Raw genomic sequence first — 18178 nt, forward strand, 5'->3', positions numbered from 1 at the left:
ATTAAACATAGTTGTTTATTTAAAAAAATAAAACGTGTACTAAGATAATTAGTCAGTTACCTCAAATTAGTGTCCTTTTTTATTTCTCATTAACTCAATTAATATTAGCGACTTTAAGAGGACTTCGTGCTCACCATGATGTCAAACGATAAGCTTATTACCAACTTTCAGCACCTAGCAGAATCTGCACCAACCGGGATTTTTGAAGTCAATTTGGCTGGTAGCTGTACCTTTAGCAATGCCACATTTAAACAACTTTTAGGTATCGATAGCCACATCAATAATCGCTTTGCTTATACACGCTATTTTCACCCAGAAGATAAAATGGCCGTGATTATGCATTGGTATCGTTGCATTAAAAAACAGCAGGCTTTTAGCTACACTTTTCGGGTTAATTTACCTGAGCAAGGTCTATTACATTTAACCGTCAACGCCATTCCTGTTTTTCAAAATCAACACATGGTGGCTTTTATAGGCTGTGTTGAAGATGTTTCAGAGTTATGTTTGGCCCAAATACAACTTAGAGAAAACCAGCAAAGATACCAATTAGCCATTAAAAGTTCAGGAGCTGGGATCTGGGATTGGGATATTCTCAACGATGTTGTTCATTATTCTGCTCAATTTTCTGATTTATTGGGGTTTGATAACCTGTTATTTGGCACAAGCTGGTCTTCATGGACAGATCAAATTCATCCTGAGGATATTGATTTATTTGAAACTCATTTACAAAATCATTTAGATGACGCAAATAATCTTTTCAACATTGAGTGCCGTCTTGTTACACAAAAAAAAGAGGTGTTGTGGTTTACTGTTGTAGGTGAAGCACTTCGGGATAAAGATGGTTACCCGATCAGGATGGTCGGCTCAGTGGTTGACATCACCTCAAAGCATCAATCACAGCACGTAATATGGCGACAAGCTAATTTTGATAGCCTTACTGGCTTGCCAAACCGCAATATGTTTAGTGATAGGCTCAAACAAGAGATTTGCGAAAGTAGCCGATACAAACAAAAGTTTGCTCTTTTTTTTATAGATTTAGACCATTTTAAAGAGGTCAATGATTCGCTTGGTCATAATGCTGGCGACCAACTTTTAATTGAAGTCGCAGAACGACTCCAACTGATTTTGCGTGAGTCTGATACCATTGCTCGCATTGGAGGTGATGAGTTTACGGCCCTGATCCCCCATATAAGTCAAACAGGTGATATCGATTCACTTGCTCAAAAACTCATTCAAACCATCGAACTGCCTTTTTATATTAATGGTGAATCAATTTTTATATCAGCGAGTATTGGCATTACTCTTTTTCCAGATCACAGCGATAAAATCGATGAGCTACTGAAGTTTGCCGACCAAGCCATGTATCGTTCAAAAGAAACTGGTCGTAAACGTTTTAGCTATTTTACTTTTGCAATGCAAGAACAAGCCGAGCAAAAACGAAATCTCACTCAAGAATTACACTTGGCCATTATTGAACAGCATTTTCACATTGTTTATCAGCCAATTATGGCTTTGCCTAGCCGCAAAGTCTTCAAAGCAGAAGCACTGGTTAGATGGGAACATCCTGAGCTGGGCTTAGTTAGCCCTGCTGAATTCATCCCGCTTGCTGAGCGCTCAGGCATGATCCTCGAGATTGGAAATTGGGTTTATTATAATGCTGTAAAACAGGCAAAAAAATGGCAAGAACTGTTCGACCCACATTTTCAAATCAGTATCAATCGCTCACCAATCCAATTTCAAAATCCCGACCCTCATGCTGATGAGAAATGGATTGAACTTCATAAAAATATCGGGCTTAAAGAGGGTATTTGCATTGAAATCACCGAAGGGTTACTGCTTGATGACGCCCAAGACATCAAAGATAAACTTACCTACTTTCAAAGCCATGGTATTGATATTTCACTTGATGATTTTGGTACTGGCTATTCTTCATTATCCTACCTAACAAAATTTAATATCAATTTCTTAAAAATAGATCGCGCTTTTGTTAACGATTTAGAAAGCAACTTAAATAATCAAGCCCTTTGCGAAGCGATTATTGTGATGGCCCATAAACTCGGTTTAAAAGTGATTGCTGAAGGGGTAGAAAATAAAGCTCAGCTTGATTTGTTAACCCAAGCACAATGTGATTTTGTGCAGGGTTTTTATATCTCAAAACCTATCAGTGCTGCTGCATTTGAACACCAGCTAAAAAGCCCAACACCATTTAATATTGAACAATGATGCTGGGCTTACGCTACTCAGGTAGGCGAGTAGTTAGTGTGTTGTAATCGTTAAATCAGCCAAATCAATGGTGGCTGACTCAACATTTTTTAACGCCGTTAATTGATTAACGATTGACAGCAAATTACTATTATCGGCAGCTTTTAAGACATAAAATTGTTCATACGCTTGTTTGATAGTTAAGTTATTTTTTTGGTTAAAAGCGGTGAAATCAACATTACCTTTAAGTTTTACAATAATCTCACCTGTTACTTGATAAGAAGTAAAACCATCACTTGTTGATACTACTTCACCAATCACAACTGTTTTTGGTAAGTCAAGATCTTGCATTACAGCTTGTCTCTGAGGTGAAGCCTTGCGACTGTAATCAATACCGTTGATTGTGATGGTTTCTTGAAAAAGCGCTAATTGCTCAGCCGAGATAATGTTCAATTTTGATAACTCTTGCTCTGTTGGTTCAGAAGCAATGGCACTGACGCTGATTAAGCTTGCAGCAAATAAAAATACTTTCATAATGTTAGCTCCTAATTAATGACCAAAGATACGAATAGACCAATCTTTTAATACACCCGCAATTTCATTGTTACGACTGTTAAAACCAATTAAACCGAGAGATGGGCTATAACCTAAAGTGTAGCTTGTGCCTTTATCGGTATCCATTACATTAAGCGTCCATTCCCCTTGTGCTTGTTCACCATAAAAATGGGTATTTAGCATTACAGCATCTGTATAGCCACCGTTATTGCCGCCTAAAAAGCCTGTACGTGCGCTCATTAAGATACTGCGCGTGCCTGATGGAGACACCAACTCAATCGCTAAATCACGTAAACGGCTGTGATCAATATTAAGTTTTACTTGTACTGATTCAACCGTTAGAGGCTGCTCAACATTAATAGCACTTTGTGCACCGACTAATGATGCATCTGGAATTTCAGCATTTGCTTGTGTACTCACCCAGTCAGTAATCTGAAGCTTTGGTAGTGACACTCCGGTAAATAACGCTTTGTATACCGCAGCATCAACATCAATTGCGCCTAAACCATAAAAATGGTGAAAATTGTAGCCAGCCGCATTAGTTTGCCAAGCAGGCACTGCATTGTAAGTAACTACTTCGCCTTGTGCATTTTCAAACGTTAAATCAACACCTGCGTTTGTTGCATCGGTTTTACGAGCGGTTTGAGCTAACAAATGACGGACAGTACGAGCATCTAGTGCATGGTTTGCCGACATCACAGTGGCTATCGCACCTGAAGTATTTGGTGCCGCCGATGATGTACCATTCATAGTCCCATTGTAATCACAGGTAGGGTCAAGCTCAGTGCCACCATGTAACGCATTTGGATGTTCACCCGCAACGTTCATACCTTTATCACAACCGGTTAAATCAATGGTCACCATTGCTGGTGAGTTAGTGCCGTATTCGCCACCTGGCGCGGATAAAAACACACTTGAACCTACAGATGAATAAGACGATAACTTACCTTCTGCATTTAACGCTGATACCACTAAATTCCAATAGTTGTTATTGTCTGTACTGATATTGGCACTGTGAAACGGCAAACCATTATTGTTATAAAACTGCGCCCCCTCATACGGCAGCACTTGAATTGTCTGACCACGGTAACCAGTTGTATATGAACGATATGAATTACCTGCCGATTTAACATAAACAGCACCACGACCCCAGTGACTATTTAACGAAATATCAGCTTGAACTTGGTCAGTTAATTCTAAAAATGGATTTGAAACATAATCATACGCGCGAGGTGTCGCAGGCGTACTACCATAACTTTGGTTAAATACACGCGGATCGGTAAAACGATCTAGCGCACGAAAATCTTCAGATAAACCGTGCGATACTAACCAGCTCGCCACCGTTTGATTGGCTAAAAAGTTAAACCCAACCAAACTTGCAAGTGGGGCAACACCACGGCCACCAATACCATTACCTTCAACGGCCGCAATTAAACCCGCAACCGATGTACCATGACCATTTAAGTCAGTTGGAAAATCAGACCCATCAGCCACATTTAATGACCCTGGCACAATATTGGCTTTTAAATCAGGATGAGAGATTTCGACACCGCTGTCAATTACCGCAACAGTAATACCGCGGCCCTTAATACCCATCAAATGTGCAAAATCTAAATCAAGATCATTGCCAGAAATGCCGTTTGATAATGAAAAACCTGACTGTCCAGTATTTTGTAAATGCCATTGCTGCGGCGTTAGCGGATCGCCACCAGCCAATGCAAACGTAGAATGAGTGATGTCAGCAGCTGCATGTGCACTTAACAATGCAATTGAGCTTGCAAGTAACGATTTTCTTAAAATCATAATTTCCCCTGAGCTTATTATTTTAGTTTCAACAACCCGCGTCCCTATATAGGACGAAGCCATTTAACCTTGCTGCCCATGTAAAGTAAATGTGAACCTAAAGTACAGACAAACACAACAATGTAAAATAATCATTACAATTAACATATTTTAGAAACATGAATTTGATACATAACAAACTGAAATAATTAGATATTTAACTAAAAACACAAAGACACCGCTGTCATTTTACACTTAGCAACAATGACTCATTCATTGAGCAAATTTAAATTTAACCATCTGTTTTTATTAAATAAAAAGTTTTTCTCTTGTTTTTATAACTTTTTAATATAATGACTAACAAAATAAAAAGGCAGGATAAAATGAAATGAGGGCAAAACACCAACAACGATGCTTTTTTGCAAAATAGGCAATCACCCACCCCAAACAATGGATAAGTGATTGATAAATAAATTGAATTTCAATTAAAATTTGATTTCTTCGTTATGCTTCTCTACCAAGATTTTCAATGCTAACAAAACATACGACGCCTCAATCGCTGGCCTTTTGTGCCTAGGAACGCGCTGTTGACGTTGAAAGTGGTTGCTTAACCAAGAATGATTATCGAGTAAGAAGGTAACTAGATTGAATGTTAAAAATTTAATGTAAAGCGGCTCTGAAAGGCAAACTTTCACATATTTTCGCTTCAGCAATTAAAATCTCTTCTAGGCGCGCATCAACCACTGTTTTATCGAAATAGTCATAGGCTAATTCAACAAATAAGTCTTTATGTTTAGCTTCAGATTTAGCTATCGCTTCATAAAATGTTTTTTCTTTCCCTGCAGGTAACGCTTGTGCAACTAATGAAAAACGCTCATAGCCGCGGGCTTCAATTACGCCAGCAACAAGTAAGCGGTCTAATAAAAACTCATCACGGCCACGGCGAAATAATTGACGTATCTCACTGATGTATTGATCTTTTTTATCATCACCTAAAATAGCGCCACGGCCATAAATAATTTTAATAACCTGCTTAAAATGAATTAATTCTTCTAATGCTAAATCTGTCATCGCACGCACTAATTTTTCACGGTCGGGATAATGTGACAACATCGACACCGCCATGCCCGATGCTTTTTTTTCTGCTGCGGCGTGATCTTGTAAAAATGCATCAAAATCATCAAGCACTGCCTGGGTCCACGCAAATGGTGTGTGGTATTTTAGTTCAAACATACAACCTCAAATCTATCTCAATATACCCAAACTACTTGAGTATCACTGGCAGCCTGCGGCTACAAAAACGCGCATTTTACCCGCCTTACGGCTGAGGAAAAAGCATTAAATCTAACTTATCTATTTTACCGCCACGAGTAGACGCTATTTTTAATGGGTGTTTGATGTCATTCCAAGCGGTCACTTTGCCCGCGATATTAATTTTTTCAAACCCTGTGATAGGCAACCCCCTGACATCTTGCTGTAAAAACTCGCACAGTAACGCAAAGCTTTCTGGCTTGGCCACATTAATAGATAAAAAATCAGCTGAGCGACCGCTAAAATAATCGTGCACCTCGCCAATATGGCGCTGATAACATGCAGCCAAAAATGCATCAGAGCCAATATTCTCTATGGTAAATGGCGAAAATGTGGCACTGAAACAACGCTTAATAATTGGATTAAAACCACCTTGTTGGCTCAATAAATTGTCCGACATGCGTTGTAATAATTGCTTAATTGAGGGTAACCAATGAGCTAAATCTCGCTCTAAATACACAAATTTTGCACCCGGGTAAAGACGGTCTAACGCTTGGTAATCACAAAAAATAGGCGTGTCGGCTATCACTTGAGCTTGCTCAAAAGCTTGCTTTACATAGGCGGTATGCGCCGTGCGATACCCTAATTGGAGCATTGCAACGCACACACTGGTCGTCGCGGTACGTGGCAAACCAATAATAAATATTTTTTGCTGGTCATCGATTGAGCTCAAACGATCCTTTTGATTGCCCATGTTAAGCTTCCTCAGTACAAAAGGCATAATGCGAAGCTAATCGGCTATAGCCTAAGCCATTTTGTTTTTTCACTTCAATTTGCACAGCAATGCGATCTTTCATTGCCTCAATATGGCTTATCACGCCAATGGTTTTGCCACTGGCATGTAAATTATCCAACGCATCTAACGCCATATCGAGGGTTTCTCGGTCTAAAGTACCAAACCCTTCATCTAAAAAGAGTGAGTCGATGCTGGTTTTATGGCTCACTAAATCAGATAACGCCAAAGCCAATGCCAAACTGACTAAAAAACTTTCGCCCCCTGAGAGTGTTTTTGTATCGCGTACACTGTCACCTTGCCATGTATCAAGCACTTGTAATTCGAGTGCCTCTGAAGCTTTGCGTTCAAGTAAATAACGCCCATGTAACCGTGCTAATTGTTTATTGGCTAAATACACCAAATGATCAAGAGTCAGCCCTTGTGCAAATTTTCTAAATTTATCGCCTTTTTGCGACCCAATTAAACCATGTAAGTACGCTAAATCATCGTATTGCACTTGGCTATGTGCCATTTTTTCTAATAACAAGGCTTGATTTAAATGGCGTTTTTCATTGTCTTGTAATGCTTGTTTTATTTGCCCGGTTTGCTCAAGCAACGCTCGGACCTGATCCCCAGCATGCTGTAATTGCTCGCTCACCTGCTCCCAATCAAGCGTGGCCCAATTTGGCGATAGTGCCTCTAATTGGTGCTGTGCTAAGGCATGCTCTGCTTGGTTCAATAATGCTGCAGCTTTGGTTTGCTCAGTGTATAAATCGTGTTTTAGCTGTTGCAGCTGTTGTTTTTGTTCAAGAGGCAATAGTGCCGTCAAAAAGTGGTCTAAATCGGAAAATATGCTTTGATTGAGCACGTCAAGCCAATGAGTTTGGTGCTGTACGAGGTCGGTCTTTAAGGCTAGTAATTGCTGTTGAAGGCCTTTTTGCTCACCTTGCGAACTTTGCCACTGATGTGTTAATTGATTAAGCGCACTACCCTGCTGTTCAAAAAATTGCTGGCTTTGTACCACGGCGTGCTGCATCTCTTTGCGGGCTGTATCAACAAGTTTATCGCCAAACAGAGCCTGTCTTTTGGTACGTAACTGGCTTTGATTGGTAATGTGTTGCGCTCGTTTGTTGCTGTAGTCATGGTGTAAGCGCGTTAATTGCTGCAATTGTGTTGTTTTTTCAGTGAGCTGTAACTGCATAACTTGCTGATCTTGGATCAGCGTTTTTTTCTGCAGCTGTTGCTGTTGCCACGTTACAACTTTTGCTTGCTGAGTATGGTACCAGGGCTCAATGTCGGCTAAGTCAGGTAATATTAGCCCTAACTGCGCCAGTTCATGGCTCAACTGTGTGGTTTGCTTCGTTAATAACTGTTGGTTTTTTTCAATTTCAGTACGTTGCTGCGCTAACGCATCTTGCTGCTGTTGCATGGTTTGCGTTAACAGCGCTTGCTGATGTTCACACTCTTTGACTTTTTCAAGCGACGCTTGGACGTTGAGTTGGCTTTGTTTAAGGGCTGTTTCACATTGCTGCACTTGCTTAATAAGTTCGACATTGTGAAGCAACGTTTGTTGTTGCTGCGCTAAATATGCCATTAACTCATCGTCATTGTGCCAAGGTAGATTGACCGATAACGACTGATTTAGCTGCTGCCATTGTTGCTGTAATTGTTCAATTTCTGCAATTAATTGTGCTAATTGCTCAGTGTGTTGCAAGTGCAATGCAGCACTAACCGCTTTTTGTTCTTTTATTTGATTGGCGTGCTGTTCTATTTCGATCAATTGCTGTTTAGCTTGGCTCAACTTGTCTTGGTTAATACTAATATCAAGTGCGTGATACTCATTAATTAAAGGGTGCTGGCTTGAGCCGCATAACGGGCAGGCTTGATCTGGCTGTAATTGTTTGCGCGCTTGCGTAAAGTCGGCAATTTGCTGCTCTTGACGTTGTAATTGTTCGAGCAAATTAATCTGTTCACGCACTAATTTATACTGCGCTCTAAACTGTTGTAATTGTTGCTCATGCTGAGCATTGTTTATCGTTGCTTGGGCAATACTTTGTTGCAGCTGCTCTTGTTGAGGAAGGCATTGTTTTAGGCGACGAAATAGAGGCGGTAACTGTTGCGCCCACACCTCTTGCTGTTGCAGCTGCTGCACTGTTTCTTGTAAAGACGTTAAGGTGCGCTGGCCCAGTAAGTCATCGAGTGCGTGTTGTTGTAACGCATGCTGTTGCTGGTTTTGGCTATGGTTTTGCCTTGCTTGGGTCAATTGAGTCGCGCACAATTGCAACTGCGCCATTACTGTTTCATGTTGCTTGCGCTGCGCTGCTTCTTGTTCAGATTTTTGTGTTAATTGCTCATGGTTACTGACAACTTGTTGCAATTGATCTTGCCAGCGCGGTAACAAACTCACTAATTGCTCATCATGTTGATGTTGCGCTAAATAATCATCACAGTGTTGTAATTGTTGAGTTATTTCGTGTTGCTTCGTTTCAAGCGACTCAACCTCTATCGTAAGCTGATTTTTTTGCTTGGTATTGTCTTCTAGCTGCTGTTGAATTTGCGTGATGGCCTGTTCGATATTTTTAAGCTCATGATCCAAGGGGATCACTTCGTCATGCAACAGTTTGTCTTGGGTATATTGTGTATTTTGTAACTGCGCTAATTGCGCTTTTGCTTCATCAAACACACCTTGTTGTACTGCCACAGCTTGATGCTGTGTTAACACTATGGCATCTAAACTTGCCAATTGCTGCGTTCGTTTATCAGCCTGATCCGCGTGGTCTTGATACACCTGATACGCGGGGCGAAGTGCTTCTGCAGGTTCACTGTTTGATAAAAGCGCTAATTGATCTTGATGTGCCTGTAACGCTTGCTCAGCGTTGGTTAGCTGTAATTGCGCCGCAGCAAATGCCGAATGGGCGTGCTGGTATTGTTTTAACCAAGCTTGCTGGCGTTGTAACCCTGCTTGCTCGGCTTCAGCATTGTGCAATTTGGCGGTTAACGCCTTTTGCTGCTCTTTCAATGACGCCAAAGCGTCTTCGCTTAGCAACTCTACGCCTTGCGCCTGCGCTTTTAGCTGCGCTAAGGCATGCTTCGCCTCTGTAAATTCAACATGAACTTGTTCAGAGATAAGCCCATAAATCTCCGTGCCGGTTAGCTCTTCAAGTAGCTCGGCGCGCTCGTTTGGTTCAGCATTTAAAAAGGCGGCAAATTGACCCTGCGACAACATCATCGATTTGGTAAAACGGGCAAAATCGAGTCCGGTTATAGATTCGACCTGCTGATTTTTTTGCTTAATTTGTGACGCTAAAATACTGCCATCACTTATTTTCGCCAGTTCTACTTTGGCTTCTTGTAAATTACCCTCGCTGCTGCCTCGTGAGCGACGTTGGCTCCAAAATGCCCGATAACCTTGTCCTTTAACCTCAAATTCAACTTCCGCTAAAGACTCAGCAGTGCCCCGAGTCATCAACTCATTGCTGGTTTTTGAGATAGCGCTTAACCTTGGGGTACGGTGGTACAACGCCATACAAATGGCGTCGAGTAAAGTAGTTTTACCCGCACCGGTTGGCCCTGTAATCGCAAACAAGCCATTATCGGCAAAAGGTGGCTGAGTAAAATCAATTTTCCACTCCCCTTTTAGCGAGTTAATATTTTTAAAACGTAGACTCAGTATGCGCATTAATTTGACACTCCTTGCTCAACTTGGGCAACAATTTTGGCAAATTGCAGGCGGATCCGGGCTAAGCGTTGTTGCTGCGCGTCATTACTCACCTCTTCTGTCGCCAAGCGCCGTTCAAATACATCCATCGGGCTAAGCTCTGTCAGCACTTCTTGTTCACTTTGGGTTAACGCGGTTTTACGCGCATTACGCGCCCGTCGCAATTGCAATACTTCAACGGGCAAGTCTTGGCACAGCTCACTGATGCGTTGCTGTAAATCAGGCAGATAGTCATCGGTTTTAACTTCGATACACAGCCAAGTTTGTTCTGTGGCTTGCTTATAGTGAGCCAGCGCCTGTTCAATATGAGTTAAATCACCTTTAATCACCGCCATCGCTTGAAAAGTGGGCACCAGAACGGGGGTGATTTTAGCCAATTTATCGTCTTTAAACTCTGCTACCAGCACCTGCTTTTGGCTGCCAAGTTCATCAAAACTAAGCGCAATAGGTGAGCCGCAATAGCGAATATGTTCAGATTTAGCCACAACTTGAGGACGATGAATATGGCCAAGTGCAATGTAATCAGCACGCGGGAATTCACTTGCAGCAAAACCCTCTAACGTGCCAATGTATATTTCACGAACCGATTCAGAGCTCGTCACGCCCATTGCCGTTAAATGCCCTGTCGCAATGATGGGAAGTGGTAATCCAAGCTCGGCTTTTTTCGCCAGCGCAGCTTGATAAACCGATTCGTAATGAGCGGCAATGGCTTGGCCAAGTGCCTGTTGTTTATCTGTGGCTGACTCACCCGCCTGACTTTTAATCACATCTTTTGGTCGAATGAACGGAATAGCACAAATGAGTGCGCCAGGTTCACCTTGTTGATTCTGAATCATTAATACTTGCTCCGTGGGATCATCCAGAGCAGTGCTTATTACCTGAGTATTTAAATGCGCCAACAATTCTTTAGATTCATTTAAGGTGGCGACCGAATCATGGTTACCCGCAAGAATAATCAACGGACACTTTAGCTGATTCATCGCGACAATAAAGCGGTTATATAGCTCCCTTGCATAACTAGGCGGTGCACCAGTATCAAAGACATCGCCCGCAATAATGACGGCATCAATCGATAGATGCTCTACCGTTTCAAGTAACCACTGTATCAATGCGGCATGTTCATTTTGACGGCTTTTGCCCATAAAATACTGGCCTAAATGCCAATCAGAGGTATGCAGGATTTTCATAATGATCTCAACAACAAATAGGCGCCTATTATTACAAGCTTGATTAATAAGTAAAATGCTTAGGCGTATTAAATCGATTATTTGTCATAAAACCGTTTTAAGTTGACGATTTGGTGAACATTAACAAATTAAAAACGGGTTAATTATTGATACACATTGAAGGGGCTTCATTTTTGATGCGTAGCGTTTCACCGCTATTATAAAATTCGTACAGCGCAGTATTAATATCTGACAGCAGTTGTGGCCACTGGGGATTTTTATTGCTTAGAGCAAAATAAAGAGGGTTATAAGTTAAGGCAGGTGTCACATCTTCAATACTTGTTATGATTTCTGCTTTTTCATTACGGGGCAAATCTGAATAATTAACAATGAATCTCAAAACCTTAGGATCGCCAATCACTAGGTTCACCCGTTTGGCGACTAACAGCCTCATCAATTGTAAATCATCTACGGCTTCAATAATCTCAAACTGATTGTTATCCATCATGGCATCAAATTCAGGGGTATTTTGGTAACCACGCACCACACCAATGCGCTCACCCACTAAATGTTTTAGATTTCCAGCAAACTTGTCTTCGTCACCTTTGCGTTTAATAAAGCCAATTTCACCTCCAGGAAACTGATTAGATAACACTAATAACTGATGGCGTTTTTTACCTGTTACATTATCCGATGGCGCAGCATCTTCAATAAAATATTCAGGAAATAAAATATCAGCATGGCCTAATTCAACTTCGCGCACGGCGCGCGCCCACGGTAAAAACTCTATCTGAACTTGATAGCCTTTGCTGACCAACAGGGCGACCGTAAATTGAAACACCCAACCCTTATGGCATAAATCCTCACCAATGTAAGGTGGCCAATCGAGTGTGACCAAACGAACAATACGATTGGACTCTTGATTAAAAATATAGCGATTGGCTTTTTTATGCCCCGGTATAAATTGATGCTCTGCATTGATAATATAACTGACACCAAGGGGTGATCCGTCTTTAGCAGATAAAATAGCAGCGAATAGAAATACGCAAAAAAGCACAACGTGTTTAATCATAAGAAAATAATAAACCTATAAATTAACACAAGTGTAGAATAGCCTCCTCAAACCACCAATTTTGCTATGAAATTGGTTAACTAAACAGTTTTTTACGCACCATTGCGCGATATTCTGTGGGTGTAGAGCCCAGCGCATGTTTGAACAAACGCGTTAAATGCCCTTGGTCTTGATATCCCACCATATCAGCAATATCTTGAATGCTCAGATTCGATGAGCTCAGTAGCTCTTTGGCGGCATTAATTTTGAGTTGTTGCCAAAATTCAGTGGCGCGAGTCCCTGTTGCGGCTTTAAAACGTCGGGTAAAGGTGCGTTGGCTAATGCCAAATTGCTCAGCAACATCGGCTAAAGTTGCACTAGAGGCTAAATTAGTACGCATCCAAAATTGAATCTGCGCGATTAACTCATCTGGGTGGCGATCGACCGCACCTTCTAAATAACGTTGCTCTTCGTAGGGTTTGCGAATTTCGTGGGAGAAATTACGCTCTACATGTTGGGCTGCCGTGCGCCCGTATTGTTGATGGATCAAATGCACCACAATGTCTGCCAACGCATTTAAACTCGCAGCACAATAAATGCGCTCTGATTGTGTGATAAAAAAATCAGGTTTTAGTAAGACTTTGGGGTAATCTCGCTGAAATTGTTCAACATAATGCCAATGGGTTGTTGCCGAATGGTTATCAAGTAATCCTGACTCAGCTAAAAAACAAATACCTGTCCCAACCCCAATCAATGTGGCGCCTTGCTGCCAACACTGCGCTAACCATTCGATAAGTTGCGGATTTTGCCGCAGTATCGGCCGGGGATTACGCCATAAACTAGGGATTATCACAATGTCAGGCACATCTGCTTGCTCCACCGTGACATCAGGAAAAATAGACAAACCAGCCCGTGACGCAATTTTTTCAAGGCTGGCACCGACCAACTGAATCGATAAATCGGCCGCTAATTTATTATGGCGAAGCGCAAAAGCCTCGCCAGCACGCAGCATTTCAAGCGGTAGCGTTAAACTTGTCGCAAGCATATGTTGGTAAACCAATAAGGCAACCTTAACCGTTTTTCGTTCTAAATTGGGACTTTGCATGACACTTTAATGACCAATAATTGCCAGTTAGGCCATTATGACACAAAATATGGCCATATTACCCCATCATTTAACGCAGAATAAGCATACACTGTCGCAATATTCGATTTTAACTTATTTTCTGTGGAGGATCTTATGGCTGTATTACCTCTTGTTGTTGGAATGGGCGGCATCAATGCTGCTGGGCGCACTTCGTTTCATCAAGGCTTTCGCCGAATTGTAATCGATAAACTGACAGCACAAGCTCGTCAAGAAACGTTTTTAGGCCTCGCCACGTTGATGAATTTAGTCCGTTTTGACAATAATCAGCTGCTTGATAACGATAACAATCCTGTTGCGGCTGATGACATTGAATCACGCTTTGGTGAGCAAATCCTTGCAGGTACGCTTATTCGTAAAATTGAAAAAAATCACTTTGATCCAGATGCCACCCATTGCCACCAAAAATTAACCTTAACACCCAGCAATGGCCAAATTGAATTTGAAGTGCGCACTCGTGACTTACCCACACCCGTCCCTGCAAGTTGGGTTGTGACCGAAATTGAAAAAGGCCGAGTAAAAGTAGCGATTAGCGACAATTTAGTGATCACCCACGACAGTTACCGCGATAATCCAATTAAAGCGGCGGGTCAATTCCCTACAGGATTCGAGCCTGCAAACTTGTACAATAGCCGTTACCAACCACGCGGTTTGCAAGCCACCATTTTTGCAGCCAGTGATGCCATTCATTCTGTCGGTATTGATTGGCAAGATATTATGCAACACATTACGCCTGATCAGGTGGGTACTTATTCAGCTTCTGTGGCAGGTCAAATGCATGATGAAGCTTTTGGTGGCTTAATGAAAAGTCGATTACTCGGCGACCGAGTCAGTACTAAAAATTTAGCCCTTGGTTTAAATACTATGTCAACCGATTTTATCAATGCGTATGTCACTGGTAATGTAGGTACAACGTTTACCGCATCCGGCGCCTGTGCCACTTTTTTATATAATCTAAGTGCCGCAGTGAACGATATCCAAGCGGGTCGTATTCGTATTGCGATTGTAGGCAGCGCAGAAACGGCGATTACTCCAGAGATCGTTGAAGGGTTTGGCAATATGAGCGCCCTTGCCAACGAAGAAGGTTTAAAACGCCTTGATGGTACTGAGGTGGCAGATCACCGTCGTACCAGCCGTCCATTTGGGGAAAACTGCGGGTTTACTATCGGTGAAGGCGCACAATTTGTGATCTTAATGGATGATAAGTTAGCCATTGAAACAGGCGCTAAAGTGATGGCGGCAGTGCCTGATGTTTTTATCAATGCCGATGGCATCAAAAAATCAATTACAGCACCAGGCCCGGGTAATTACATTACCATGGCAAAGTCTGTCGCATTAGCCCAAAGTATTTTAGGCACCGAAGCAGTACAAAAACGCAGTTTTATTTTGGCTCACGGCTCAAGTACACCGCAAAATCGCGTTACCGAATCGTTGATTTATGACCGTGTTGCAAAAGCATTTGATATCCATAACTGGAAACTTGCCGCACCTAAAGCCTTTGTTGGTCATACAATTGGCCCTGCAAGTGGTGATCAGATGGCAATGGCTCTGGGTATTTTTAGTCATAACATCATGCCGGGCATTACCACGATTGATAAAGTAGCTGATGATGTCTACGCCGATCATCTTGATATTCGCACAGAACATTACCAGTGTGATGCCATGGACGTGGCTTTTATTAACTCAAAAGGCTTTGGCGGTAACAACGCAACTGCACCGGTATTGTCACCGACAATCACGATGAACATGTTGCATAAACGTTATGGCTCAAGTGTAATGGCCCAATATCAACACAAACTTATCAGTGTTGAAGCAAAACAGGCTCAATACCAACAACAAGCCAATCTAGGTCAGTTTGATTTAATTTATAAGTTTGGTGATGGCCAAATTGATGAAAATGAGATGACAATTTCATCAGATACTATTGAATTACCTGGTTTTAATAATGCAATAGCACTACCTAAAACCAACCCATTTGCCGATATGGTGTAATAATGGGTAAATAAAAAAGCCACTTTGTGGCTTTTTTTATATCTGCACTTTACACTCTGACTCTGTTGTAAGTATGTTTTAGGGAACAATGATGCTCAACAGATTTTTTTACCTTGTATTGGTTTTTCTTTCACCCACATTATTTGCTAAATGCTTGCTCACCATCGCAGCACCGAATGAAGTTCAAATTCTCACCAAAGAAATACAGCTTCTTCACCAAGCATACCAAAGCATTGGCTGTGATTTTAAATTAACCACTATGCCAGCAAAACGCGCGATCCATCAAGCGAATAAAGATAGCTTAATTGATGGCGAACTAATTCGTCATCAAAACTTTTCCGACCAAGTGACTGATTTTATCTCAGTTGCGACGCCCATTTATATGATGCAAGTGTATGCTTTTAGTAAAACTAAGCAGCCTAACCAAGCTTCTTGGGACAATCTTAAACCATTTAAGGTTGCTGCAGTGCGTGGGTTTATCGCCATTGAACAACAATTAAAAGAACACCCCAAATTGACTTTAGTTAACTCGGCCGCACAAGCATTTGAGTTACTTGAAAAAAACAACGTCGATATCGTTATTGTGCCTACACCATTACAAAAATTTGCCACGTTCAAAATTGAAACATGGCAACCTGCCTTAGCAGAGCAATCCCTATATCATTTTATTCATAAGCGAAACCAACACCTTATTGCGCCATTAAATAGAGCAATACTCAATTATTTCCCACTGCCAGAGGCTCAGTCGCGTTAATTGTAAAGCCCCTTTACAATTAACGCGACTGACGTAAAATTAGCCATCATGTTTAATTTGTTAACTACCATGTTTCGAACTTTTTTCTTTAGTCTTTTGCTTTTATCTAGCTATTGTCTTGATGCAAAAGAAAAAATTGTTTATCAATATATTCAAGCTAACGGTACGATTGCCTTTACCGACCAAAAACCGATGCAACATCAATATAACGTGCTTAAGTTCGATTGTTTTGCATGCCGTATTGATTCAAGCGTAGATTGGTATCACACAAAATTATTTAAAGATGATTTTAGCTTCGAAATAAACCAAGCAAGCCTATCGCATAACGTATCACCCGCATTGATCCGAGCAGTGATCCATGCCGAATCAGCTTTTAAATACGATGCACTTTCTAAAAAAGGGGCTGTCGGTTTAATGCAGTTGATGCCAAACACGGCAAAAGAGTTGGGTGTCAAAAATATCAAATTACCCAGCCAGAATATCGATGGTGGTACTAAATATTTTGCTCAATTACTCGAAACATTTAAAGGCAATATTAAACTTGCCGCAGCAGCTTATAATGCAGGCCCAAATGCCGTTAAAAAGTACAGTGGTATTCCCCCTTTTGAAGAAACACAAGCGTATGTAAAACGTGTCAGTATTTTGCATCATCGCTACCAACAAGCACTTTTGTTACCTTAAGTATCTAAATTAAGCAAAGGTTCAGTCTCTAAGTGGCATATTGAGGGCGTTAATTGATTTATCCCTTGTTGCAACTGTGGTTCGTTTTAACCTAGTTGCACCCAAGCCAGTCGCACCAGACTGGCTTTTTTAATACTATTTTATTGATTTATAAATACAATCTGCTTTATCTACTTGCACGTTTTTAGCCATTAAGAGACACTCAAAGTCACTGCAATCAAAACAACTCAACAGTTATGAATAAAGTGGTTCTTATCACAGGAGCAAGCCGTGGTATCGATAAAGCCTGTGCATTAATGTTAGCCGAACAAGGCTTTGATATTGCAATTAATTACTACAAACAAAAAGAACAAGCGCTGCAGCTTCGTAATACAATTGAAGCGATGGGCCGAAAAGCTGAAGTTTTTCAGGCTGATGTATCGCAAGAATTAGAAGTCGAGTCCTTGTTTGCCAACATTAAAACAACCCTTGGCTCTGTTAGCCATTTAGTTAATAACGTCGGGATTTTGTTACCTCAAATGCCAGTGACTCAAATGAGCGCTGCACGTATCAATCACATCTTAAGTGTAAATGTCACCAGTGCTTTTTTATGCGCTAAAGCGGCTATTGCCCACATGCAGCACCACCCAACCAAAAACTGCGCCATTGTAAATGTATCGTCTGCTGCATCAAGACTGGGCGCACCGCATGAATATGTTGATTACGCAGCGTCAAAAGGTGCTATGGACTCATTTACCACAGGTCTTTCGTTAGAGCTTGCCAGTCAAGGGATAAGAGTCAATGCTGTGCGACCTGGTTTTATTGCTACTGAGATCCATCAAGATGGTGGTGAGCCTGAACGATTGCAACGGGTTACTCCGATAATCCCACTCGGTCGGGCCGGACAACCTATCGAAGTGGCGAGTGCAGTGGCATGGCTTTTAAGTGAACAGGCCTCGTTTGTAACGGGTGCGTTTATTGATTTAGCGGGTGGAAAATAACAAAAAAACGTTTCAAAATAGGCTTTGCCTGTTTAAATACATGCTAAACAACTTAAAAATGAATGATAAATCAATCACACGGAAAATTTATAGCGTGAGTGGCTGAGATTTAACTCGCAATAAATCA

The 18178-nt window shown here is 41.4% G+C and carries 13 protein-coding genes; 5 read left to right on the forward strand and 8 right to left on the reverse strand.

The genetic code is table 11. From position 1 onward, the window contains the following. The first annotated feature begins 135 nt into the window (after positions 1-135). Complete coding sequence (locus AC3KZC_RS18820) at positions 136-2223, forward strand: sensor domain-containing protein (RefSeq protein ID WP_490577605.1); 2088 nt, start codon at positions 136-138, stop codon at positions 2221-2223. A gap of 33 nt (positions 2224-2256) precedes the next feature. On the opposite strand, the gene AC3KZC_RS18825 is transcribed toward AC3KZC_RS18820, so the two are convergent. The 8 genes from AC3KZC_RS18825 to AC3KZC_RS18860 all read right to left on the reverse strand — a co-directional run bounded on the left by AC3KZC_RS18825 (position 2257) and on the right by AC3KZC_RS18860 (position 13605). Further along, entirely contained in the window at positions 2257-2736 is a 480-nt protein-coding gene (locus tag AC3KZC_RS18825) for a serine protease external chaperone (RefSeq protein WP_490577604.1), read from the reverse strand. A 15-nt stretch (positions 2737-2751) separates the two neighbouring features. After that, a complete protein-coding gene (locus AC3KZC_RS18830; protein WP_490577603.1) occupies positions 2752-4560 on the reverse strand; it encodes a S8 family serine peptidase in 1809 nt (602 codons plus the stop codon). Positions 4561-5199: 639 nt separating this feature from the next. After that, complete coding sequence (locus AC3KZC_RS18835) at positions 5200-5772, reverse strand: MiaE family protein (RefSeq protein WP_490577602.1); 573 nt, start codon at positions 5770-5772, stop codon at positions 5200-5202. 85 nt (positions 5773-5857) lie between these two features. After that, entirely contained in the window at positions 5858-6544 is a 687-nt protein-coding gene (locus AC3KZC_RS18840) for a sulfotransferase family protein (protein WP_490577601.1), read from the reverse strand. Position 6545: 1 nt separating this feature from the next. Then, on the reverse strand, positions 6546-10244 hold the full coding sequence (locus AC3KZC_RS18845) for an AAA family ATPase (protein ID WP_490577600.1): 3699 nt from the start codon (positions 10242-10244) through the stop codon (positions 6546-6548). Beyond that, on the reverse strand, positions 10244-11470 hold the full coding sequence (gene sbcD, locus AC3KZC_RS18850) for an exonuclease subunit SbcD (protein WP_490577599.1): 1227 nt from the start codon (positions 11468-11470) through the stop codon (positions 10244-10246). Before sbcD ends, AC3KZC_RS18845 begins: the two co-directional genes overlap by 1 nt. Before the next feature lie 139 nt (positions 11471-11609). Continuing rightward, the gene (locus tag AC3KZC_RS18855; protein ID WP_490577598.1) at positions 11610-12521 is read right to left on the reverse strand and encodes a substrate-binding periplasmic protein; all 912 of its coding nucleotides are present in this window, start codon (positions 12519-12521) and stop codon (positions 11610-11612) included. 76 nt (positions 12522-12597) lie between these two features. Next, positions 12598-13605: a GlxA family transcriptional regulator gene (locus tag AC3KZC_RS18860; protein WP_490577597.1), complete on the reverse strand. Its 1008-nt coding sequence runs from the start codon at positions 13603-13605 to the stop codon at positions 12598-12600. Positions 13606-13740: 135 nt separating this feature from the next. Here AC3KZC_RS18860 and AC3KZC_RS18865 point away from each other — a divergent pair, with 135 nt between their 5' ends. The 4 genes from AC3KZC_RS18865 to AC3KZC_RS18880 all read left to right on the forward strand — a co-directional run bounded on the left by AC3KZC_RS18865 (position 13741) and on the right by AC3KZC_RS18880 (position 18051). Then, entirely contained in the window at positions 13741-15636 is a 1896-nt protein-coding gene (locus tag AC3KZC_RS18865; protein ID WP_490577596.1) for a beta-ketoacyl synthase, read from the forward strand. 91 nt (positions 15637-15727) lie between these two features. Further along, entirely contained in the window at positions 15728-16390 is a 663-nt protein-coding gene (locus tag AC3KZC_RS18870) for a substrate-binding periplasmic protein (RefSeq protein WP_490577595.1), read from the forward strand. 69 nt (positions 16391-16459) lie between these two features. Further along, positions 16460-17071, forward strand: coding sequence for a lytic transglycosylase domain-containing protein (locus tag AC3KZC_RS18875; protein WP_490577594.1), 612 nt, complete (start codon positions 16460-16462; stop codon positions 17069-17071). A 236-nt stretch (positions 17072-17307) separates the two neighbouring features. Further along, positions 17308-18051: an SDR family oxidoreductase gene (locus tag AC3KZC_RS18880; RefSeq protein ID WP_490577593.1), complete on the forward strand. Its 744-nt coding sequence runs from the start codon at positions 17308-17310 to the stop codon at positions 18049-18051. The last annotated feature ends 127 nt before the right edge of the window (positions 18052-18178 follow it).

It is taken from the genome of Pseudoalteromonas sp. J2K-J031, assembly GCF_058197095.2.